The sequence below is a fragment of the Arenibacter sp. S6351L genome (assembly GCF_023016025.1).
GTDB lineage: Bacteria > Bacteroidota > Bacteroidia > Flavobacteriales > Flavobacteriaceae > Arenibacter > Arenibacter algicola_B.
Genome location: NZ_JALKBB010000018.1, coordinates 12508 through 35325 on the forward strand (window position 1 = coordinate 12508; position 22818 = coordinate 35325).

The window sequence follows — 22818 nt, forward strand, 5'->3', positions numbered from 1 at the left end:
ACATTATATTTTAAACGTTACAATTCCATAGTCCATTTCAAATATTTGACCTGAGATCGAAGATGCTTTTTCAGACAATAGAAATTCGGCCATTTCCGCTACTTCCTTGGGGTTTAGGAAATTCTTTAAGGGATGACGCTCTTTAATATTTTCGATCATCTTCTCATTGCGCAGAAGTTTCGAAGCCAATTGGGTATCCGTAACAGTTGGTGCAATGGCATTAATACGTATGTTGGGTGCCAATTCCGCACCAAGGGATTTTACCAAACCTTCCACGCCGGATTTGGCTGCAGCAATACTGGCGTGGTAGGGCATTCCTAATTTGGAGGCCACAGTGCTAAAAAGTAAAATAGAGGGGCGATCAGCCTTTTTGAGCACATCCAAATACTTTTGCATGGCCTTTACGGCCCCAATAACATTGATTTCATAATCTTCCCTAAAGTCCTCTAAACTTAAACGTGCAAAAGGTTTTAAATTAATACTTCCGGGACAGTATACCAAGGCATCCATGGCCGTAATTTCCGGTAAATCGTCACTAAGAATATCAACATTATAATGTGTTAGGTTGGCGTGGGTATATTCGGGCGCCGACCTACTAAGGTTGATTACTTTATGGGAATCCACCATATTACCTACAATAGCCTTACCTATTCCTTTACTGCCTCCTACAATGACTATTGTCTTCATTTTTTTTAATGGTCTTAGATATTGGTAACCAAATGTTTGCCCTTTAACCTTTTTTCTACTTTACGTTTTATAGCGGTTAAACGCTTCATGATATCCATAATCTTATCATCCTTCTTACTTTTATAAATTTCATTCAAGCCCAAGATCAGTTCTTTTGCCTTTCTTGAAATTTCAATTCTGTCGCTTGTTGAAAGTGATCTTAATTTCCTTTGCTCAAATTCCAATGCTTCGTTGATGAGGTCCATAATTTTAGTGTTTAATGTAGTTTTGTAATTCTGCTATTTTTGATGGAGTATTAAATTTTCCTCCGTAATAGGAGGTTACGGTTGCGGATGTTTCATCTTTAATGCCCCTTGAAGACACACACAGGTGTTTGGCATCTATAATTACCGCAACGTCGTCAGTGCCCAAAATATCTTTCAAATCTTCTGCGATTTGATTGGTAAGGCGTTCCTGTACCTGTGGCCGTTTTGCGTAGTACTGTACAATTCTATTCAACTTGGACAAACCTATTACTTTCCCCGAGGAGATATAAGCTACATGGGCTTTCCCTATTATCGGTACAAAATGATGTTCGCAGTTGGAATAGAAGGAAATATTCTTTTCCACCAACATTTGATTGTACTGATATTTATTGTCGAATAATGCTATTTTTGGCTTGTTTGCCGGATTTAATCCAGAGAAAATCTCATCGATGTACATCTTGGCAACTCGCTCTGGAGTACCTTTCAGGGAATCGTCTGTAAGATCCAATCCCATTACGTCCATAATTTCCTCATATAATACGGCAATACGCTGTTTTTTCTCGGAGTCCGACAGTTTAAAGGCATCCGGTTTCATTGGGGTTTCCAAACCTGTATATAGATGGTCGTCACCAATTTCCCCATGGCTAAATCCATTTAATTTATGGCCATTCTTATTATTTGTAGTTAAGGTTTCTATGTTCATAAAATCTTTTTTATGTGCTGTACTTATGTACTCATACTATAAGTCAAAGCAACGTTATCGTTTTGAAATTGAGTTATTTGAAATCTGTTTTTGTCGAGAACATTTAAAGCGCCCTTGTTCAAAAGTCCTTAATTTTTGGTGCTTGGTGGCACGTCCTTGTACACGTTGGCGCCACATTTTAAAACTACTTGGTCTCATTTCCCGGCGCATAAGCTTAATGACTTCTTGTTCGGGCATAGAGAACTGATAGGTAATGGCTTCAAATGGGGTTCTGTCTTCCCATGCCATTTCAATAATACGGTCAATATCTTTTTCGCCTAAATTCATTTAAAATTTAAAAAATCATATTTAGATTCATATCTCGCTTTTAGTTTTATCAACTTATGTAGAAAAGGTTTACTATTATCAAAGCTTTCATCCTTTCTGAACCTGATAAATCGTCCTTGGGCATATAGACTGCTAAAGTCACCTTTATATATTACCAATTGATAATATGGAATTACCCAAGTGAAATTGGTAAATCCTTTAATTATTCCCACTAGTATTCCCAGGGGGCGCAATTCTATATTGGCATAAGTAGCATCAAAAATACTGTTGAGATAATCTTTCATATTTTCACTGGATTCCTCTATGACCATTTTTTTAGAAACCGTACCTTTCATTTTAATGGTTTTTATAAAGCTGAAAGGTTTCCCAACCAGATCGTTTATAAGTAGGGAAGTATCGTTATTTCTATGTGTGGTATCTATAATCATCTTTCTTCTGAACTCTTCTCAAAGTTACATAATGTTTAAGAGTTTTTAAAATAAGTTAAACAGTTTTGGATTCTATTTTCCTATGATGGTATAGGCTATGGTTATAGAAAATACTATTTGGAAACCAGTTTATTGATCAAGCCATTGAAAATAATGCCATGGAAGGGATACACGCTGTACCAATATAAACGGCCAGCGAGTCCCCTGGGCCTGAAGGTTGCTGTTTGTTTTAGAAGTCCTTTTTCAATTTTAAATTCGAGCCATGCCTCTCCCGGAAGTTTCATCTCGGCATATAACAAAAGTTTTTTTTCTTTTTTGTCACTGAAAATAACGCGCCAAAAGTCCAAGGCATCACCGGCATCCAATTCGGAAACATGGGTTCTTCCCCTACGTAGTCCAATACCCCCTGCCAATTTATCTAGATATCCTCTTATTTTCCAGAGTGAATTTCCGTAGTACCATCCGGTTGTACCACCAATAGACCAGATTTTGTTGATAGTAGCTTGCTCATTGTTGACTTTACGTTCTTTATAATCTTTGAAGCATCCGTATGTGGGAACATTGATGTATTTGTGCAGGTTATTCTTTAAGCGGCCGCTGCTAATCATGGAATCCTTCCAACTGGATACAATGCTGTTTTGCTCAATTTTTTCAAAAGCCAATTGCACGGCCTCTTTATAAGTTATAGGGTCTACATCCAGGAGTTGATTGATATTGCTGGGTTTCCCAACAATCTGGACGCCCATGCTATCCACTAATGTTGTTGCCAACTTGTAGGAGGTCGAGGTTACAAAATACAGCCAATACGAAGAAAGTTTTGGTGTCATGACCGGTACAGTTAGAATATAACGCTTTAACCCCCTTATTTTCGCAAACTCCAAGAGCATTTGTTTATAGGTCAATATTTCCGGCCCAAAAATGTCAAATGAGGTGTTATAAAGCTCTTCCCTTCCCTTTGCCCGTGATAAAAAGGCCAATACATCCCTTACCGCCAAGGGCTGTGTTTTGGTATTAAGCCATTTTGGCGCTACCATTACGGGGAGTTTTTCTACTAGATCTCTAATAATCTCAAAGGAAGAACTTCCCGATCCAACAATGATACCTGCCTTAAAAACGGTAAGTCCATAGGAATCCGAGGCTAAAATTTCTTCCACATTTTTTCTGGACTGTAAATGTTTGGAAAGTTGCTCTTCGTTTGTAATGCCACTTAAATAGATAACCTGCTTTAGGTTGGTAGTGGAAAAATAGGCTTTGAAATTGGCTGCACAAGCTGCTTCCAAGCGCTCAAAATTGTTGGAAGAGTTAGACATGGAGTGTATTAGATAATACGCCACATCTATATCTTTAGGAATGTATTTTAGGGTTTCTGGTTTTAAGAAATCGGCCTCTACAATACTAATATTTTCATCATCAAGGTAGTTTTTATCAGCTCTTAATGTGTCACGTACAGCACAGACCACATGATGCCCTTCGTTGGTTAAAATAGGGATCAATCGTTTGCCGATATACCCTGTGGCGCCTGTTACGAGAATTTTCATTTGTTATATAGTTAAGGATAAGTTGTTCAACTTCACTGTAACATTAAAATCCATTGAAGTTATTGATCTTAATGTTGTCGGCTTTTAAATCGAACATAAGATTATATAGGCCAAAAAAGGTCCTATTGATATAGATAAAATGTTTGGAACCTCTATTGCCGTTCATTTTGCGCAGTTCCGTACTCTTGGAGTAGCGCTGCCCCAGTTCCGTGATTTTTCCGAAAAATTCACCATCCGAAAAGTCGAAGGTTTCCACCTGAAACGGCTGGGTGAAAAGGCTTAGCAATTCATGGAACATTTTCGTGAAGAATTCTGTTTCCTCTTTTGAATCGTCTTCACGTAAAATTTCCAGTTCGTATAATTTGGAGACAAAGAATTTCTGGTCCGTAATATTTTCTGGTTTGGCCAGTTCAAAATATGGAACATAGAATTCATTGGGAATTATTTTCATGCAGCCAAAATCCAGGGCAATCAATTTACCTTCCTTGGACACCAAGAAATTTCCGGGATGTGGGTCTGCATGTACCTTTCTCAGCTTATGCATTTGAAACATATAAAAATCCCATAATGCCTGCCCTAGCTCATTGGCTTTTTCTTGATCGGTATTGTAGGCCGTAAACTCCGAAAGGTGTTCGCCTTGCATATAGTCCATGGTAATAATTCGATCGGAGGACAATTCTTCGTAATATTGAGGAAACAAAAGGTTGGGAATGCATGAGCAGGCTTTGGCAATTTCCTTGCTCTGTTCCATTTCCAACACATAATTTGTTTCCTCTTTTAACTTTCCTTCAACTTCCTTAAAGTACTTGTCCGAATCTTTGCCTTTTATGTTAAACATTTTAATTGCAATGGGTTTAACAAGGGCAAGGTCGGAGGCTATACTCTCGGCAACTCCAGGATATTGGATTTTCACAGCAAGTTTTTTCCCATATTTTGCTGCCTCATGGACCTGTCCAATACTGGCAGCGTTGACTGAAGTAGTGTTGAAGGAATCAAATAGTTCATTAGGCAGTTTGCCAAAATAATTTTTAAAGGTTTTAATGACCAATGGAGGCGATAATGGGGGAACGGAAAATTGGGCCAAAGAAAATTTTTCCACATATGCTTGGGGCATTATGCTTTTTTCCATACTCAACATTTGAGCTACTTTTAGAGCACTTCCTTTAAGCTGTTTAAGACTGTCATATATGTCCTCGGCATTGTTCTCGTTGAGCCGTGATCTTGCCTCAAGCTCAGTTTTTGTAAGTTTATCTCCATAGTACTTGAGATAGTTAACGCCAACTCTGGCGCCCGTGGATACTAATTTTGAGGCACGATGTATTTTTGAAACCGGTATATTGTCTATTGTTTTCATCCAATGTTTTTAATTCATGTTCATTTTTTCCTTGAAAATGAATTTTCCAAAGTCGAGCACACTTTTAAGAGGCGCAATGCTTAAAACATCAAAACTAGTGTTTACCGCTTTCTCTATAAATATGTCGGTCTTTTCAAAGGCCGCCGATGTGTCCTCCATCCAGAATTTCATGGTCAATAACAATTGTAACCAAGCCGATTCTTGTAACGCGCGCCTTTGAATTTTATCTATTTGCTCATGTTTTATGTCCAGGGTTTCTATGTCTAAATCCTCAATGTAGGAGGTAAAGGACTTTTTAAGTTCTGAAAGGACTGTTAGTCCTTTGAGGCCGTTTTTGTAGCGATGCAGTGAGTATGTTACATAACTCCTATTGGCCGTTAAATTTTCAAAAAAGGTGAAGTAAAAACTTAACAGTTTATTGCGCGCATCAAAGGATTTATAATCTTCGCTTTTATCCAAAACGGAAAGGGTGTTCTTAAAAAAAGCTTCGAAAATATGTTTTTCTAGGGCTTCAAACGAACCAAAAAAATCATAGAATTTAGACTCTTCAAAATTGTTGCCTTTTGCAAAAGCGTAAACCGATTTGGGGTTTTCATTATGTTCAAGGACATAATCCATATAAGATGAAATGATGTCGTTTTCTGTAATTGATTTCTTTTTTGCCATGACTTTAAATTGTATGGTACAAGATACAAAATGTTTAACGTTTTAGTTTAAATATTAAACAAAATTTAACTTGGATTTATGCTGTCCTTGCTTACAAAGCCTATAACGGCATTATTATTTGCATATAATTTTAGAACTCAATAAAAGCGCTACTATTTAAGGGAGGTGGGTTTACAATCTTGGATGTAAGTAGGATTCGCTGGGATTTCTTCCCAAACCGGTTTACGGAGTAATGATGGTACTCAGCTTGAAAAGAAGGTTCAAAAACTATTTAAGCCTTGGGTTGTCAAAGATTTTGGACCAATTGATCTATCTGGGAAAAGGCAACAACATTTTTGGGCAATTTTTTTTGATTTATTTCCTGGAGCATTTTCCCCGATATCCAAAGCTCGGAAGTAGTATTTTTCAGCAGCAAGTCATGAAAATCCTTTAGATATGGCATAATGTTTTCCTTGTCCGGTTGTACTGTGAAATAGGAAACGAATACAATATTATCATACAATCGTATTAAATCCTTCAAGCTAAATATAGGGATGCTTTGTCCAAGAAAAATGGCTTGATAGCCTTTGGACAGGACTTCATAATTAAGGAACATTAAGCCCAACTCGTGAATTTCGTTATCCGGAAGATACAGTACAAATGTTTTGGAGTTATTGGTGGGTGTGCTGAATTGCAACTTTTCGGTATTTACCAAGATCTTTTGTTTGATCAAGGCGCAAATAAAATGTTCATGGGAGGGCTTTATGGTGTCAGTTTGCCAAAGCAGTCCTACTTCGTTTAAAAAAGGAATAAAGTCTTCATAGAAGATTTCCCTAAACGACTTTTCCTTTAAAAGGGCATTATACGTTTTAAAAAATAGTGCCTGATCAAAATTCATCATGGACATTTTAAAGGAATTTAAAACATGTCCGTTATCGCTTTGTTCTGAAACCAAATTTCTAACAACGCTCGGAATTTTATCTTCCCCTAGCTGCGAGATCTTGGAAATCTTATAACCGTTATTGTACAGAAAAGTAACATTAAGAAGTTTTTGTAGGTTCTCAATATCATAACATCTTATGTTGGTGTCCGTTCTGTTAGGCTGAAAAAGATTGTAGCGCTTTTCCCATATTCTAATGGTATGGGCCTTTATACCAGAAAGATTCTCAAGGTCTTTAATGCTAAAGGTACTCTTAACGTTGTTCATTAATTTTTAAAAAAGGTTAAACAAAAATATCATTTTTATAGTTTATTTCAAAGTTTCTACAGACGTTTAATTTACGGGGTGCGGGCTTGTGATTTAATCATGAGGGAGTTACTTTCCTAAGGAATATTTCCTAAAAACAGACTATTCCAATATTTGTCATAGCCATGGCAAATCGTATCTTTATGGTTGAACAATTATGTATTGAAAGCATACAGCCAAATCATTTTCAATAATTTTAGGGAACTGCTTCACTTCTTAAAAAGCACCAATTTCTCTAAGGCCATTCTGATTGCCATTGCAGTTACGGTACCTATTTTACTTTCCATTAGATGGGGACATTTAGAAATTGGACTTGCGCTTTGCTTTGGGGCCTTTTGGAGTTCGCCCAGTGATGTGAGCGGCAATTTTCGCCACAAAACGTTTGGGATCTTATTTTCTGCAATATTGGTAATGGTGGTAAGTTTTATTGGGGGGTATTTGAAGTTGGAAACTTGGCTGCTGGTTCCTTTTTTGGGGCTTCTAACTTTTGCAATCGCATTTATTTCGGTCTATGGGTTTCGGGCTTCCCTAATCAGTTTTTCAGGTTTGTTGGCCCTGGTATTGAGTTTTGCCCATGAATCGCAGGAACTAGAAATTTATGAATACGCACTTTTAATAGGTGCTGGTGGACTCTGGTATTTGCTCTTGGCAATACTTTGGTACCGAATAAACCCCAAAGCGCAAACCGAAGAACTTTTTTGGGAGACGTATAGGCTTACTGCTGAATTTTTGGAAACACGGGGTAAATTGGTAGGTCCGAAGACGGATCGATTGGAATTGCAATCCCATTTATATGAAATACAAAGTAAGTTAATTGAGCATCATGAAACCTTAAGGGAAATTTTACTTCTCTCAAGGAAGAGCTCTGGGAGATCCAGTTATCAGGCCAAGAGACTGTTGATTTTTGTTGAATTGATAGATATGCTTGAAACCGCAATCGCCAATCCGGTCAATTATGATAAAATGGATGCTCTTTTTGGGGACCACCCGGAGTTTGTAGAGAGCTTTCAGAATCTAATATTCGAAATGGCCAGTCAATTAAGGATAATAGCCGAAGTGGGAACCGACCATAGCAAATTTCCCAAAAATTCCAAATTGGGCATATGTTTTGAAAAAGTTGAACACGAAATATCCAATTTTAGGAAGGAGACGGACACTGAAGATTATGAGGGATTTCTCATGCTTCAAAACCTTTTGGAATATTTGGAAAAACAATTTGAAAAGCTCAAAAAGATAAAATGGCTCCTGGGGAATCCGGATATGGGTTCGGTGGATTTGGTAGACCAGGCTGCAGCCAAACGTTTTGTAGTTGCCCAAGATTATGATCCCAAATTACTGCTGAGCAACTTTAGTTTTAAGTCTGCCATATTTAAACATTCGTTAAGATTGGCAGTGACTGTAATGATAGGGTATGCCCTAGGTAACTTCTTCGATTTTCAAAATCCGTATTGGATACTCTTAACTATTATTGTAATTATGCGGCCCAGTTACGGCCTTACCAAATCCCGTACAAAAGATAGAATTATAGGAACTCTTTTAGGAGGTGCTATTGCAACCGGTTTTGTTTTTTTAATACAGAACCCCTATGTGTTTGGGGTCTTGGGAGTGGTGTCTTTGGTTATTGCCTTTTCAATGGTCCAGAAAAATTATAGGGCAGGGGCAACATTCATAACACTTACAGTAGTATTTGTCTATGCCATTATTCGTCCAGATGTGATAACCGTTATACAGTACAGAATACTGGATACATTGATTGGAGCAGGACTGTCCTTTGTGGCCATGTTGTGGATTTTGCCGGCTTGGGGATTTATGGAGATCAGGGAGCAAATAGAAAAAAGTGTCAAGGCCAATAGAGAGTTTCTTGCCCAAATTGCCAAATATTACGAACAAAAGGGAAAGGTGACTACGACCTATAAGGTGTCGCGTAAAGAGGCTTTTGTGGAAACGTCCAACCTTAGTTCGGCCTTTCAAAGAATGGCACAAGAACCTGTATCCAAGCAAAAAAATCTGGATAAAATATATGAACTGGTAGTGCTGAACCATACCTTCCTTTCGTCTTTGGCATCATTTAGTACTTATATACAGAACAATCCTACCACAGAGGCTTCGTTAAAATTTAAAAATTTTATTTCTGAAATTGATGAAAATCTGGCGCAGGTACTTCTTGCTTTGGAGGGCTCTTATTCTGATAAGGCACCTATGGACCAACAAGGCGATCAATTCCCCAAGGAACAGCTTCCCACCTTTGTACCGCAGAATATTGAGCTCTCCCCTAAGGTAGACTTAAAATTGGAGCGCGAACTTCAGGAAGCCCACTTGGTCACTGAACAATTGCACTGGCTGTTTTCCTTGAGTGGAAAAATGTTAAGGCTGGTCTCGAAAATTGAGTTTGAATAGAAGATTCACAGTAGACTTTTGGCTGTTGTTTCTTGATTAAGAGGCGAAAATTGGTGACGGATAACTCCTTACTTTATACTGATAGGCATCTGAAGGAATTGACCTTTAATCATTGAGGTTGCAACTTCCCTATTAAACAAAATCCATTAATAATTACTGGTTCTTGGCAGTTTGAAGCATTTGTGTATTTTTACATTTATGACATTTTTGTTCACTCACATTTAAATTATATGATCAAAAGAATTATTCTTACACCCTTTCAAAAATTCGTAAAAATTGAGAGTTTAAGTGGTATCCTTTTATTTAGTGCTACGCTAGTTGCCATGATCTGGGCAAATTCCGGGTTTAGTGAATCTTACAATTCCTTATGGCAATATAAAATAGGTTTTGGCTCTGAAACTTTCCAACTAACAAAACCGCTTATTCTATGGATCAACGACGGATTAATGGCTTTATTTTTCTTTCTGATCGGATTGGAAATAAAAAGGGAACTTCTGATCGGGGAACTCAACGGACTTCGAAAAGCAATGTTTCCACTCTTTGCAGCAATTGGGGGAATGATTTTTCCTTTGTTGTTGTTTCTTTTCTTAAATGATTCTCCACAAACGGCCCAGGGCTGGGGTATTCCCATGGCAACCGATATTGCCTTTTCCTTGGCAATCCTGAAACTATTAGGGGATAGGGTTCCCCTAAGTTTAAAAATATTCCTTACTGCATTTGCCATAGTGGACGATTTGGGAGCCGTAATGGTCATTGCCATTTTTTATAGCGGCGGGGTGGATTGGCTATTAATTTTATATGCATTGATTCCTTTGTTGATACTCTCTTTTCTTGGGTTTAAGGGCATTTATTCCAAGTACTGGACAGTAATTCTTGGAGTCATAATTTGGGTGCTTTTTTTAAAGTCGGGTATACATCCAACTATAGCGGGTGTACTTGTAGCCTTTACCGTGCCTATTCGGCAAAAGATCGATATGCATTATTTTAAGGAGAACTTATCCAAAATAATGACAGGTATTGCCCAATCCAATAACGAGAATGTTCCGGTGCTGTCCAATGAACAAATAGGGCATATGGACGATCTGGAAGATTTGACCGATAAATTTACCTCGCCATTACAAAAATTGGAACATCGACTTCATGGTTGGGTAGCTTATTTTATTATGCCCATTTTTGCCTTGGCCAATGCAGGAGTTGTCTTTGGTACTAATATGGAATTGAATACCTCATTAATGTTGAACATTGCTATAGCTTTGTTTTTTGGGAAATTGGCGGGTGTTACATTATTATCCTGGATAGGGGTTAAATTAAAGATTGCGGTATTGCCAGATGATATTAATTTCCTCCAGATTTCTGGAATAGCTATTTTGGCCGGCGTTGGCTTTACCATGTCCATTTTTATAGCCAACTTGGCATTTGCAAACAATTTAGTATTTATTGATTCGGCCAAGGTGGGTATCCTAATAGGGTCTGTTGTTTCAGGTTTGGTCGGATTTGTTGTATTGCGATGGAGTGGGAGAAAAGAAAAGGGCCAATAAAGGCCCTCTGTGTACGCCAATATGTTGAAACCTCAAGGAAATAGGTTTAAACAAATGCAGGTTGTTTTTTTTTCGACTTTTTTATTTTCAGTTTGTTGATCCAGATAAGGGTACCCGTAATAGGCAAACTTGTGGCGATAAGGCAGGCAATAAAATAAATTATTTTAGAAAAGTTGCCGTAAATGGTGCCCATATGTATAGGTTTGATCAAAGAGGCTATCTGAACGTTCAATGGCTTATCGGCAAAAAGCTCTTTATGTAGCAGGGTGCCATCTCTGTCAAACACAAGCTTATCGGTTATGACAGGTGAAAATCTTGAATTGTTGTTTTTGGTTATGGTATAGACCTCTTTGTCCGTTGACGGGATAGTAATGGTGGTCTCGCCTTCATAATTCAGCTCCGTTGAAGCAATCTGTAGTATCTCCTCAAAGGTTTTCTCCGTTGTACCGGGCTTTAGTGCCGATTCAAATTTTGGCCCACCGCCGCGATTTCCAAAAACTTTGGTGCCCAATACCTTGCTCCCAGCGTCCCGATACCATTCAAAGGACCAAAATAGCCCGGTAAGGGACATGATAACCAAAAAGATACAGGCATAAAATCCAAGGGTGTTGTGCAAATCGTGGTTGATCCGCTTCCAGTTTGCCTTAAGCTTAATTTTGAAGCCTGGTTTAAAATTCTTCCATTTCATTTTTTTTGGAAACCAAAGGATAATACCACTGATGGACAAGAACAGAAAGATTATGGTGGCAACACCTACAATAGGTCTTCCTATTTCCGTATCCAACAATAACCACCTGTGCATTATGAACATGGTCATAAAGAATCCGTCCAAATTGGATTTTTGAACTTTTTGGTATTCCCCGGAATACGGGTCAACATAATAGGTTGTACCCCTTCTCTCTTTCGGGGAGGTTTTTACACTGAAATTTAGGGCTTTGTCCCTAACTGCCGGGATGGTGACGTTGCCAACGATGCCTTCCTTGGACAGAGATTCCGATAGTTCCTTCATGGAAAGGCGGCTTCCCGATGCATCGGCAACTACAAATTCTTTGGCAAACAGGTCTTTTATTTCCTCTTCAAACGTTAATATGGTGCCGCTTAAACAGACAAGGAATAAAATAATTCCACTGCCTATCCCCAACCAAAGATGCACATCGTTGATGAATTTTCTTAACGTATATTTTTTATTCTTTTTGGACATGTTTGGACTATTTGTGAGCTGTTAAAGAGTATATCTTAATATTCCTGCAAAGGATCTTGGATCGGTCTGGTTAATATAGCTGGTGCGATAGGCATTGTAACCAATTTGATCAAAGACATTGTTCACCATTAGCCGAACATCCCAATGATGGTTGAACTTAAATCCGGCCTGAAAATTGGTCAAGGTATAAGCTTCCACATTGAAAGGTTTTTCATTAGGGACTATACCTTCGTGGGTAACTGCGCCCGACGACCAATCGTTGATGGGTCTTTCACCGGTGTAGTATACGCCACCTCCCAATGAAAGTCCCTCGAGAGGACCTTGAAATTTATAGTCCAGGTATACATTGGCCGTATGTTTGGGGGTGTTAAGAGGGGCAGAACCATAAACGTAAGAGGTGTGTTCCTTGTATTGAGCATCAATGTAGGAATAGCCGGCAACTGCGGTCAAGTTTTCCAGAATTCGACCGGTTAGTTCCACTTCAACTCCCTGTCTTTGGTCGTTACCACCTTTTTGGTAATATCCGGTGGCTACCCAGTTTTCATCGTACACGGGTAGGTTAATGTTCTTATTGTTTATTTTAAAAAGGGTAAGGTTAAATCGTAGACGGTCGGCAAGCCAACTAGTTTTTACTCCGGCTTCCAATTGATCAAATCTTTCATTTCCTAAGGCTTCGCCATTGACACCTAAGCGTGCAGCGGTTCTGGGATAAGCACTATTGGTGTAGGAAGCAAAAACGTTAATATTTTTAAAAGGATTAACTATAATGCCGCCGAGAGGACTAAAGGCATCACTTTTGTCATTTTCTACATCTGTAATGGTTTCCGTAGTACTATATCTAATTCCCAAAAATGTCTTGAACCAGTCCGTCCAGGAAACCACGTCCTGTGCCACAAGGCCCAAGGATTTACTTTCGGCACCTCCAGGATTCCCACTGCTGAGTGCCACATTGGGCAAAGTATTGGAATTGTTCTCAAAAACATTGATGGTGTCTATGGCGCTAAGGGATTGGCTGCTTGTAGCATATTTGGAAGTTCTGTAGTCGAACCCTACCTGAAATGTGTGTTTTATGTTTCCGGTTTTAAAATCATCGCCAATTAGATCAATCTGTAATACACCGTTATCATCGTTTCGGGTAGAGGTAGAGTAGCCTCTGGTACGCAGATTGAATTGTTCCACATCATCTATGGAAACCACGCTTCCAAGGCTTGCTCCTTTGTCGTCCAGTTTTAGATGTGATTTATAAAAAGCGGTTTTCAAAGTAAGTTTATCGTTCAGTTGTCTATCGAACCGCAGCGAATAGGTTGTGTTTTTAGTAAGTGAACGGTCGTTTTCGAACCCTAGAAACTGATCGGCAGGAAGATCGTAAATGGCACTTACATCATTGGAGGCCAGATTTACCGTACCGAGATCGGGGGTTCTGCTATCATCAAAATGATCAAACTCCAGGGTAATCTTCGTCCTGTCGTCTATTTTCCATTGTAGCGAAGGGTTAATGTAGATGCGCTCGGAACTGACACCGGTCCTAAAACTATCGGCCCGTTCCAAGGCACCATTGATACGGAAGGCAATAGATTGATTGTCATCTAGAGGGCCATAAATATCGAAGGTGGGCCTTACCTGTCCAAAACTGCCGAAGCGTTGTGTAACCGCTCCTCCAAATTGGTAGATCGGGGTCTTGGTTACAATGTTAATAACCCCTCCCGGGCTTCCCAAATCTGTTGCAACCCCCTGAGTTATGGAAGCTGCGCCTTTAAGCACTTGTATGTTGTCCACTCCCTGCATATCCGTTAAAATACCAACACCCCTAAAATCGGAATGTACCCTTACCCCATTTTTTAGTATGGGTATCCCTCTAAAACCGCGGGAGGACATACTCTCACGTTTGTTGCCATAGGTAGCAAAAGTATATACCCCGGGAACATTTTTGGTAGCTTCTGAAATGGTAAGTGCACCTTGATTTGCTATTAATTTTTCGGAAATGACAGATATACTCTGAATTTGTTCGTAAGGCTCCAATGGAAGACGTGTAAGGGCTTCAATCTTGTCTGGGTGCGACATTCGTCTTCCGAATACCTCTACTTCGCTCAGGGCATTGTCCATATTCAGTTTAATAACCATATTGCTGATTTGTGGAGAGGACAGGTTCAAAGGAAATTTTATAGTTCTAAACCCAACCGAACTAACTTTAATCTGCCATTCGCCATAAGGTATTTCGGTTATGGTATAATGGCCAAACTCATCGGCCATCCCACCTTTTTTTAGGTTTTCTATATAGATATTGGCGAATGGAACAAGACTGTTGTCACTATCCAGTATAGTTCCACTAACGGTTCCATAATTTTGGGCAAATATGGAGGTGGTTATTAACAGATTAATAAATAACAATAAATTTCTCATCTTATTTTAAATTAGACTGGTTATAAATAAGGCGCTAAAATAGAATGGAAATTTTTATTGTCCAAAACTATTTAGAATAATTTTAAATAAGAATGTAAAAATGATTGTTGAGTCCTCATTTTATGGGATTGGGCAAGCTATAGCTCTTATAAAGAAATTCCTAAATCCATCAACTTAAAATAATTTTATGAGCAAATGTAAATGGGTTTCCATAGTTAGAACCCTAGAAAAGGCACGGAAAAAAGGTATAATGGGCAGAACTTCAGGATTGATGTCTATTGTGTAATTATTGTTAAGACTCTGCAAAGGAGAATTTTACAAGCTCGGTAATTTGAAGCACGGCTTATAGTCCCCCAATATTAAAACTAATAAGGGGAATGGTAATACCCGATACCATTTTATTGATCATATCTGTTTGCAGGAATTTTTGCGAAAAGGAGTTGTCCTTTCTCTCCAACATTGCCAACAGGCTGGCATTGGACTTCTCCAAATACCTATTTAATCCTTCAAAAATGTCATCGTCCAAGATCAGATCGAATTCCATTTTGTCATAGGTCACTTTTTGATTTAGCATTTCTTTAAACCATTCCATCTGCTGATCACCAGCATATTCCCGGCTGGTGGATATATGAACGATACTTATTTTCGAGTTGAATTTCTTGGCAATTTCCACAAGTCTATTGATGGCAAAAATGTCGGCCTGTTCAAAATCAGTGGCATAAACCATGGTTTTGAAATTTTCGGGTGAGGACATGGCAGGAACTACCAAAACAGCACAAGGCGCCTTTTTGATCAAAGCTGTGGTTGCACTTCCCATAAGAAATTCCTTGATGGTACTAGTACCCTTGGTACCTACAACAATGAGATCAACTTCAAGTTTTGTAGCCTTCTCCAAGACGCCCTGAACTACCGAAACATCTTCTTCAACTAAAAAATTAATATTACCACCTTCCCAGGTATCCCCTAAATGTTCCGTGCAAAACTTTTTCAGCTTGGAGTGGTTTTCTATCATTAATCTTTTCTCCTTTTTTATGTGGCTTATAGATACTGTGCTCAGGGTTACCGGAATATCAAAAACATGCATTACAAACAATTTTGCGTTAAATTTTTTCGTCATGAGGTGGGCCAACCGTAATGCCGCGACCGAATTTTGGGAATAGTCCGTTGCGTAGAGAATGGTTTTCATCTTTTGCTGATTTCGATTTCAGTTCCTAAACTACTGTATAAATTCTATGTGCAAAATGACCGTTGTCATGCATCACTTATAGCTCACCTGATATATGTCATTTTCAAAGACCCGTGACTAGACTAATTTTAATGCTTTAACCTTTAATATTTAATATCATGGAACATACCAAAAACAACAAGGAACTTCAATTTGTTAAGGACGGACCATGGTCCGAATTGTATGTTTTAACGGAGCATTGGAAATCTGATTTGGAGTTTTATAAGGACGACCTTCGCTTTTTACATCATTTAATAGATAAATACTTTATGTGGATTACCAAACCGGAAAATTTGGATATGGTAAAAGAGTTAAAAGTTGGATTGTTCGACTTAAAGAATAAATGCCAGGATTTATTGAAGAAAGTAGGAAGACATGGGACTCATTTGGGCCAAATGGTTGAGGATTATAATAAGGCTGACGCCAGTATAATCAGGACAGAACATGAACATCTTGAAGAGGAGGTGGCAAATTTCGTAACGCTGTTTCGTAGCAATAGGAAAGAGGTCTTTGCAATAACAGAATTTATAATTGATAGTGAGTCCCTTGCAAATTTGATGGACAATTGAAATTAACAACTTTGCCGACCCTAGCGGCATTTTTGTGCAATATTATTAATAGTAATACTTTCCCTTGTAACATATAGGGACTGCAAATATTTTAGTGGCCAAGGATTTTGGGAGAAGAGCAAATTAGCAAATTTTTGGCAAATTCAACTAATTCCAATGAGTTATGAGTGGATTCATTGATTATTAATTTTAAAGGTGTAGAACATGCGCATTCTGTTAATGTTATTAATGATTCTACATGGCCTTATACATTTTATGGGTTTTGTCAAAGCTTTTCAATTTGGGGAGATGGCACAATTCACCAAAGAAATTTCAAGGCCAATGGGAATACTTTGGTTTTTGACTGCCGTACTCTTTATAGTGGCAGCAATCGGATTCTTTTTAAGTAAAAATTGGTGGCCATTACTTGGTATTGTATTGGTCGTTATTTCCCAAGGCCTGATTTTTACTGCCTGGGTGGATGCCAAATATGGAACAATTGCGAATGTCATTATTTTGGGCGCGGCTATCATAGGTCAATCCAACTTGATATTTGAAGGAAGTTTTAAACAAGATGTTGCTTCTGCCATGAACACGGTTGCCACAACTCCGGAAGTTTTAAGTGAAGAGGATTTGGCTCCTTTGCCCATGTGCGTTCAAAAGTATCTAGGTTACGTAGGAGCTGTAGGAAAGCCCAAGGTTTACAATATGAAAATTGTGTTCAAAGGCGAAATGCGGGACAAGGGCAAAGATTGGTTCCATTTTACGTCGGAACAATACAATTTTATGGTTTTTCCAATGCGTTTGTTTTTTATGAAGGCCAAGGTAATGGGCCTGCCCACTTATGGTTATCATAAGTATACCCCCGAAACGGCAAGTATGCAAATAAAACTCCTATCTCTTTTTTCTGTAGTGGACTTGAGGGAGCCGGAATTGTATCCTACAGAAACGGTCACCTTTTTTAATGATTTATGTTTATTTGCCCCGGCAGCCCTTGTAGATGACAGAATTAGCTGGGAAACCTTGGATACCTTGAGCGCAAAAGCCACCTTTAATAACAATGGAACCATTATATCCGCTATTTTATATTTTAATGAAAAGGGACAACTGGTAAATTTTGTTTCCAATGACCGCTATTCCGTTTCGGAAATGAAAGCATATCCCTTTTCAACTCCTGTAAGTAATTATAAAAATATAAACGGATACCAATTGCCATCCTATGGCGAAGCTACATGGCATTACCCTGATGGGGAATTTGTCTATGGAAAATTTGAGGTTGTTGATATTAGCTATAATGTTTCCGATTCCAATAGGTAATTGTTAAATGCAATAAGCAAGGTTTAGGAGTTTCTATGACTGCCATATAAAATTATATTCTAATTTTGACACCGTAATTTATGCTTGTTAGAAGTCCGTATACATCGGATTCTGAATGGTAAGGGCCGTGGTTTTAACACAAATCCATACGTCTTGGTACTACCACAATTATTTTAATAAGCATAATGTAAAACAGGGATTAAGTATGAAATTTAGGATCGATGGGTTTGTCCTATCCATAATAGCTGTCATTGGAATAGCTTATATTTTCCCCCAATGGGGAACGGCAGACAGTCATGTTCCCATCGATACGATTAGTGCAATAGGAATTTCTTTAATCTTCTTTTTTTATGGATTAAAATTGAGTCCCTCTAAATTGAAGGCGGGACTTAAGAACTGGAAGTTGCACTTATTGGTGCAGGCATCTACGTTTTTGATTTTTCCACTAATTGTTTTGGCATTTTATCCGCTCATGCAAAATGCAGAACAGCAGACCTTATGGTTGGCCTTCTTCTTTTTGGCAGCCTTACCATCCACGGTATCTTCATCCGTAGTAATGGTCTCAATGGCCAAGGGCAATATCCCGGCTGCAATTTTTAATGCCAGTATTTCTGGGATTATTGGCATCGCTATTACACCACTTTGGATGGGGCCCTTTGTGCAGGAAACAGGAACAGATTTTGACTTTACCGACATCTATACGAAACTCATCCTGCAAATTATTCTACCCGTAATACTCGGATTGTTTTTACAGCGATTTCTTGGGGTATTGGCGCAAAAATATAATAGGTACTTAGCTCTTTTTGATAAGTCCATTATCCTACTTATCATCTATAAAAGTTTTGCCGGATCGTTTGAAGAAAATATTTTTGGAGCGGTATCCTATTTGGATTTGTTGATACTATTTGTAGCTGTATTGGCTTTGTTTTATACAGCTTTCTTTTTAACAGGTTTTGTAGCCAAAAAACTGAAATTCAATACGGCGGACCAAATTACGGCCCAGTTTTGCGGAACCAAAAAATCCTTAGTGCATGGGACCGTTTTCTCCAAAATTCTTTTTGGCAATATGGCGTCTATAGGTATAATTTTACTGCCCCTAATGATATTCCATGCTACCCAGATTTTAATTTTGAGCATAATTGCCGGAATACGGGCCAGTAGACCAGAGGAGCAGGAACCTATCGTAGAAGCATAGTACTAAAATACAATGGACCAAGTATCCATTATAATTTAGGGCTGTTTTCTTATAATTATTTATTCAATATCCACCAGTTGGTCTTTTCCTTTTACTAAATTGGACTGGTGCTCCTTGACCATAAGATCAATTTCGGCAAGAATTTCTGGGTGACTTGCCCCTAAATCAAAGTTTTCGGATGGGTCCACACTTAAATTGTATAGGATTGGTGGATTATGTACTTCCTTTTCGCCAAACTGGCCATAGGAACCCTCAGTAATATAATGCGCCTTGTAATCTCCAAGTCGGGCCGCATACAATTGTGTTCCCCTATAATAGAAAACACCCTTTCTTGGAGTTGGATCGCCTTTCAATAAGGTGCCACTTATGTCAAACCCATCCATAATTCTGTCCTTAGGCATTGGAACACCGGCTAAGGCACTAAAGGTTGAGAAAAGATCCATGGTTGTACCCAAATCGGATATCACTGCTGGCTTAATGTTGGTAGGTGACCAAAATATACAGGGTTCACGCATGCCACCTTCCCAGGTCATCCCTTTTCCGGCTTTTAATAAGCCTGCACTTCCGCCATTAACCCCATAGGAAAGCCAAGGGCCGTTATCCGAGGTAAATACCACAATGGTATTCTTGTCCAATCCTTCTTCTTTTAGGGCAGCAATAATTTGACCTATGCCATGATCAATTTCCTCCAATACATCACCATAAATTCCTCTTTTACTTTTACCCAAAAAGTCCTCTGAGGCAAATAGGGGTATGTGGGGTAGGTTGTGGGCCAAGTAAACAAAGAAAGGATTGTCCTTATTTTTTTTGATGAAAGAAATGGTTTCCTCTGCGTATCTTTTGGTGATGGTATTTTGATTGGCAGGCCTTTCTATAATTTCAGTATTCCTCATTAAGGGGACATTAAAATTTTCGGTGGGCAAATTTCCTCTGGCCTCCTTAAATTTTGTTCGGTCGCCCACAAAATCCATGTCGTTGGAGTAGGGGATGCCAAAATAATAATCAAAACCATTGTTGGTAGGCAGGTATTCTTCCTTATGGCCTAAATGCCACTTACCAACACATGCCGTACTATAGCCTACTTTTTTTAATTGTTCTGCCAAGGTTATTTCCGAGCTAGGTAAACCATATTTAGAGTTTGGGAACAACACCCTTTTTGTATCACTTGTCATTCCGCTTCTTACGGGTAACCGGCCAGTTAATAAGGCCGCCCTACTAGGGGTACATACACTGGCCCCCACATAAAAATTGGTCCATTTTTGACCCTCGGACGCCATTTGATCCAAATGCGGTGTTTTAATGGTGGGGTGACCATAAATACCTAGATCGCCATAACCTAGATCGTCCGCAAAAATGATGATGAAATTAGGGGTTTTACCTAAATTTTCCTGGCTATAGCCAATGCTGCAATAAGAAGATAATAGTGCTAGAGTGAATAAGGTTTTAAAATTTATGCCTGTTTTAAGCCAATGTTTGATCATTTTTTTTGGTTGTTGTTATTTCGGATTTGAAGATAACAAAAAATGGTAAAGTAAGATTTAAGAACACACAAAAGGTTCAAAACAGATTGTCCAATCTTTTTTTTGCAATAGCCTGCTGTGCTATTTCCCCAAGTAGGTTTACTCCATCGATAAGTTTTGCAAAGCGCTTGTCCTTAGTGAAGCCTTTTTTATAGCGAAAGTATATTTGTTGGATGATTACTGCTATTTTGAAAAGGCCGTAGACATAATAAAATATAATATCGTTTACTGCTTGCCCACTTTTTAGACTGTATTGATGCACCACTTCTTCCCTCGAAAGATTACCTGGTAGATGGGTCGGGGTAAGGTTTAAGGCCTTCACAAAGTCCGGGTCATTGGGGTTTACCCAATATCCCAAGGTGGTTCCCAGATCCATCAACGGATTTCCTATGGTGGCCATTTCCCAATCCAGCACTGCATTTACATTGGTCCAATCCTGGGGATCCAGTACCAAATTGTCGTATTTAAAATCGTTATGGATCAGAGAATAGTTTTTGGGTTCCTTGGGCGTATTCTGTCCCAACCATTTGGCCGCAGCCTCAATTCTTGGTATTTCATCGGTTTTGGATTTGAAATAACGTTTGGTCCAGCCTTCTATTTGACGTTGCATATATCCTTGGGGTTTACCAAAATCATCCAAGCCAATATCCTTAACATTGAGTTGGTGCAGATCAACAAACGTATCTACAAAACTGTTGGATATGCCCGTCATCAGTTCTGTTGAGGGAATCATCCCAACAGGCATTTTTGCCCTTAAAATAACTCCTTCTACCCGTTCCATCAAGTAGAAGGGGCAGCCTAAAATGGTTTCGTCTTGGCAGTAAAGTATTGGAGCCGGGACTTTACCGTAGTTAGGTTTTAAGGCCGTTAAAATGTCGTATTCGCGCTTCATATCGTGGCCGGATTTTATATTGGCCCCTATGGGCGGTTTTCGCAATACATATTCCATCTTTCCCAATTGTACCAAATAGGTCAGGTTGGAATAGCCACTTGGAAATTGGGTTACTTTTAAATCGCTCTGGTTCGCAAAGAATTGTTGCAAATAGGATTGCAAATTATACATTGGTAGTTCTTCCCCTTTTCGGATGGTCGTGGATTTATCGTTCCATGTGTCCAACATAGCTTTTAAATTTTGTATTCTTTTAAAATTTGTCTGGCCAGGCTGCTTTTGTGCACCTCGTCTGCCCCATCGTAAATTCGGGCAGCCCGCTCATGCCTGTAATAAAAAGCCAAAATGGTATCGTCCGTCAGGCCCAAGGCGCCATGGACTTGTATGGCCCGGTCCACCACTTTTTGTAGGACGTTGGCACAGTAAAATTTAATAATGGAAATTTCCTTTCGGGTTTTAAAGGCTCCCTGTGTGTCAATTTTATGGGCAGCATCCTGGATCAACAATCGGGCGGCATTAATTTCGGCCCGGGATTCGGCAATCCAGTTTTGGACAGTCTGTTTATCGGCCAATGTTTTTCCATATGCCAATTCCCTGGATATGGCGCGTTGGCACATTAGGTCAAAAGAGCGTTCACATATACCCATCCAGCGCATGCAATGGTGTATACGCCCTGGTCCCAAACGTTTTTGGGCAATGGTAAATCCTTCGCCATCACCCCCAAGGACATTGGTCAATGGTACTTTTACATTGTGGAATTTAATTTCTGAATGACTCTCCCAGCCATTTCCGGCATGGCCCATAACGGGAATGTTTCTAATAAATTCCATGCCTGTGGCATTGGTTGGGACAATAACTTGACTTGCTTTTTTATGCGCTTCCGCTGCTTCTGGATTGGTTACCAACATTACAATGGCAAAGGCCGCCCCATCAAATCCTGTTGTAAACCATTTATGACCGTTTATTACATAGTTGCCATCTTTTTTAAAGGCCATTGTACCCATATTTACGGGATTGGAGCCCGCAAAATCGGGTTCGGTCATCGCGAAACAACTTCTAATATCTCCCGCCAGAAGAGGGTAGAGGTATGTCTCTTTTTGTTCCTTGGTTCCGAATTCGATCAATATTTCCATGTTGCCGGCATCAGGGGCCTGACAATTGAAACAATAATGTCCGTAGGGACTGGTTCCTAAGATTTCGCTGATTTCCCCGTGCTCGGTATTGGTTAGCCCTAAACCCCCGTATTCCTTTGGAACCTGCGGTAACCAAAGACCTTCGTCTTTTACTTTTTGACGTAGTTCATTGAGTTTTGGCAGTTTTTCATCCCAGCTGCAATTTAAAATCCAGGGTTCCAAAGGAAAAAGATTCTCCTGAACAAATGCTCTTATCCTACTTTTTATATCATCGAAATTCAT

20 protein-coding genes are annotated in these 22818 nt (G+C 39.1%); 5 read left to right on the forward strand and 15 right to left on the reverse strand.

The genetic code is table 11. The features are described 5' to 3' along the window. Window positions 1-3: 3 nt before the first annotated feature. The 9 genes from MWU82_RS14705 to MWU82_RS14745 all read right to left on the reverse strand — a co-directional run bounded on the left by MWU82_RS14705 (window position 4) and on the right by MWU82_RS14745 (window position 7134). Window positions 4-687, reverse strand: coding sequence for an SDR family oxidoreductase (locus tag MWU82_RS14705; protein WP_247096966.1), 684 nt, complete (start codon window positions 685-687; stop codon window positions 4-6). A 14-nt stretch (window positions 688-701) separates the two neighbouring features. Next, complete coding sequence (locus tag MWU82_RS14710) at window positions 702-932, reverse strand: hypothetical protein (protein WP_215946597.1); 231 nt, start codon at window positions 930-932, stop codon at window positions 702-704. A gap of 4 nt (window positions 933-936) precedes the next feature. Further along, window positions 937-1635, reverse strand: coding sequence for a GTP cyclohydrolase I FolE (gene folE / locus MWU82_RS14715; protein ID WP_247096967.1), 699 nt, complete (start codon window positions 1633-1635; stop codon window positions 937-939). Window positions 1636-1689: 54 nt separating this feature from the next. After that, on the reverse strand, window positions 1690-1962 hold the full coding sequence (locus MWU82_RS14720; protein ID WP_215946599.1) for a TIGR03643 family protein: 273 nt from the start codon (window positions 1960-1962) through the stop codon (window positions 1690-1692). After that, complete coding sequence (locus MWU82_RS14725) at window positions 1959-2390, reverse strand: hypothetical protein (RefSeq protein WP_247096968.1); 432 nt, start codon at window positions 2388-2390, stop codon at window positions 1959-1961. The genes MWU82_RS14720 and MWU82_RS14725 overlap by 4 nt, the downstream gene beginning before the upstream one ends. A 113-nt stretch (window positions 2391-2503) precedes the next feature. Then, entirely contained in the window at window positions 2504-3928 is a 1425-nt protein-coding gene (locus MWU82_RS14730; RefSeq protein ID WP_247096969.1) for an SDR family oxidoreductase, read from the reverse strand. A 43-nt stretch (window positions 3929-3971) separates the two neighbouring features. Next, window positions 3972-5282, reverse strand: coding sequence for an AarF/UbiB family protein (locus MWU82_RS14735; protein WP_215946602.1), 1311 nt, complete (start codon window positions 5280-5282; stop codon window positions 3972-3974). A 9-nt stretch (window positions 5283-5291) separates the two neighbouring features. Then, on the reverse strand, window positions 5292-5948 hold the full coding sequence (locus tag MWU82_RS14740) for a TetR family transcriptional regulator C-terminal domain-containing protein (protein ID WP_247096970.1): 657 nt from the start codon (window positions 5946-5948) through the stop codon (window positions 5292-5294). Window positions 5949-6234: 286 nt separating this feature from the next. Further along, on the reverse strand, window positions 6235-7134 hold the full coding sequence (locus MWU82_RS14745; protein ID WP_247096971.1) for a MerR family transcriptional regulator: 900 nt from the start codon (window positions 7132-7134) through the stop codon (window positions 6235-6237). Window positions 7135-7335: 201 nt separating this feature from the next. Between MWU82_RS14745 and MWU82_RS14750 the strand changes: the two genes are divergently transcribed. Together MWU82_RS14750 and nhaA are read left to right on the forward strand one after the other, a co-directional pair. Beyond that, window positions 7336-9570 (forward strand): FUSC family membrane protein, encoded by a 2235-nt coding sequence (locus MWU82_RS14750; protein ID WP_247096972.1) that lies wholly within the window; start codon window positions 7336-7338, stop codon window positions 9568-9570. A 230-nt stretch (window positions 9571-9800) separates the two neighbouring features. Further along, entirely contained in the window at window positions 9801-11108 is a 1308-nt protein-coding gene (gene nhaA / locus MWU82_RS14755; protein WP_215946606.1) for a Na+/H+ antiporter NhaA, read from the forward strand. A gap of 46 nt (window positions 11109-11154) precedes the next feature. Here nhaA and MWU82_RS14760 read toward each other — a convergent pair whose 3' ends face one another. The 3 genes from MWU82_RS14760 to MWU82_RS14770 all read right to left on the reverse strand — a co-directional run bounded on the left by MWU82_RS14760 (window position 11155) and on the right by MWU82_RS14770 (window position 15895). After that, window positions 11155-12309: a PepSY-associated TM helix domain-containing protein gene (locus MWU82_RS14760; protein WP_247096973.1), complete on the reverse strand. Its 1155-nt coding sequence runs from the start codon at window positions 12307-12309 to the stop codon at window positions 11155-11157. A 21-nt stretch (window positions 12310-12330) separates the two neighbouring features. Next, the gene (locus MWU82_RS14765) at window positions 12331-14709 is read right to left on the reverse strand and encodes a TonB-dependent receptor (protein WP_247096974.1); all 2379 of its coding nucleotides are present in this window, start codon (window positions 14707-14709) and stop codon (window positions 12331-12333) included. Between the two features lie 343 nt (window positions 14710-15052). Further along, window positions 15053-15895 carry a universal stress protein gene (locus MWU82_RS14770; protein WP_247096975.1) on the reverse strand — a complete coding sequence of 281 codons (843 nt, stop codon included), beginning with the start codon at window positions 15893-15895 and terminating at the stop codon, window positions 15053-15055. A 158-nt stretch (window positions 15896-16053) separates the two neighbouring features. Here MWU82_RS14770 and MWU82_RS14775 point away from each other — a divergent pair, with 158 nt between their 5' ends. The 3 genes from MWU82_RS14775 to MWU82_RS14785 all read left to right on the forward strand — a co-directional run bounded on the left by MWU82_RS14775 (window position 16054) and on the right by MWU82_RS14785 (window position 18994). Next, on the forward strand, window positions 16054-16503 hold the full coding sequence (locus MWU82_RS14775) for a hypothetical protein (protein ID WP_247096976.1): 450 nt from the start codon (window positions 16054-16056) through the stop codon (window positions 16501-16503). A gap of 204 nt (window positions 16504-16707) precedes the next feature. Then, a complete protein-coding gene (locus MWU82_RS14780; RefSeq protein ID WP_247096977.1) occupies window positions 16708-17799 on the forward strand; it encodes a DUF2157 domain-containing protein in 1092 nt (363 codons plus the stop codon). 205 nt (window positions 17800-18004) lie between these two features. Next, window positions 18005-18994, forward strand: a complete 990-nt coding sequence (locus MWU82_RS14785; RefSeq protein ID WP_247096978.1) for a bile acid:sodium symporter family protein — start codon at window positions 18005-18007, stop codon at window positions 18992-18994. Between the two features lie 59 nt (window positions 18995-19053). Here MWU82_RS14785 and MWU82_RS14790 read toward each other — a convergent pair whose 3' ends face one another. From MWU82_RS14790 to MWU82_RS14800, 3 genes are all read right to left on the reverse strand, one after another. After that, window positions 19054-20475 carry a sulfatase gene (locus MWU82_RS14790; protein WP_247096979.1) on the reverse strand — a complete coding sequence of 474 codons (1422 nt, stop codon included), beginning with the start codon at window positions 20473-20475 and terminating at the stop codon, window positions 19054-19056. Window positions 20476-20551: 76 nt separating this feature from the next. Next, window positions 20552-21634, reverse strand: a complete 1083-nt coding sequence (locus MWU82_RS14795) for a phosphotransferase family protein (RefSeq protein ID WP_247096980.1) — start codon at window positions 21632-21634, stop codon at window positions 20552-20554. Between the two features lie 5 nt (window positions 21635-21639). Continuing rightward, window positions 21640-22818, reverse strand: coding sequence for an acyl-CoA dehydrogenase family protein (locus tag MWU82_RS14800; protein ID WP_247096981.1), 1179 nt, complete (start codon window positions 22816-22818; stop codon window positions 21640-21642).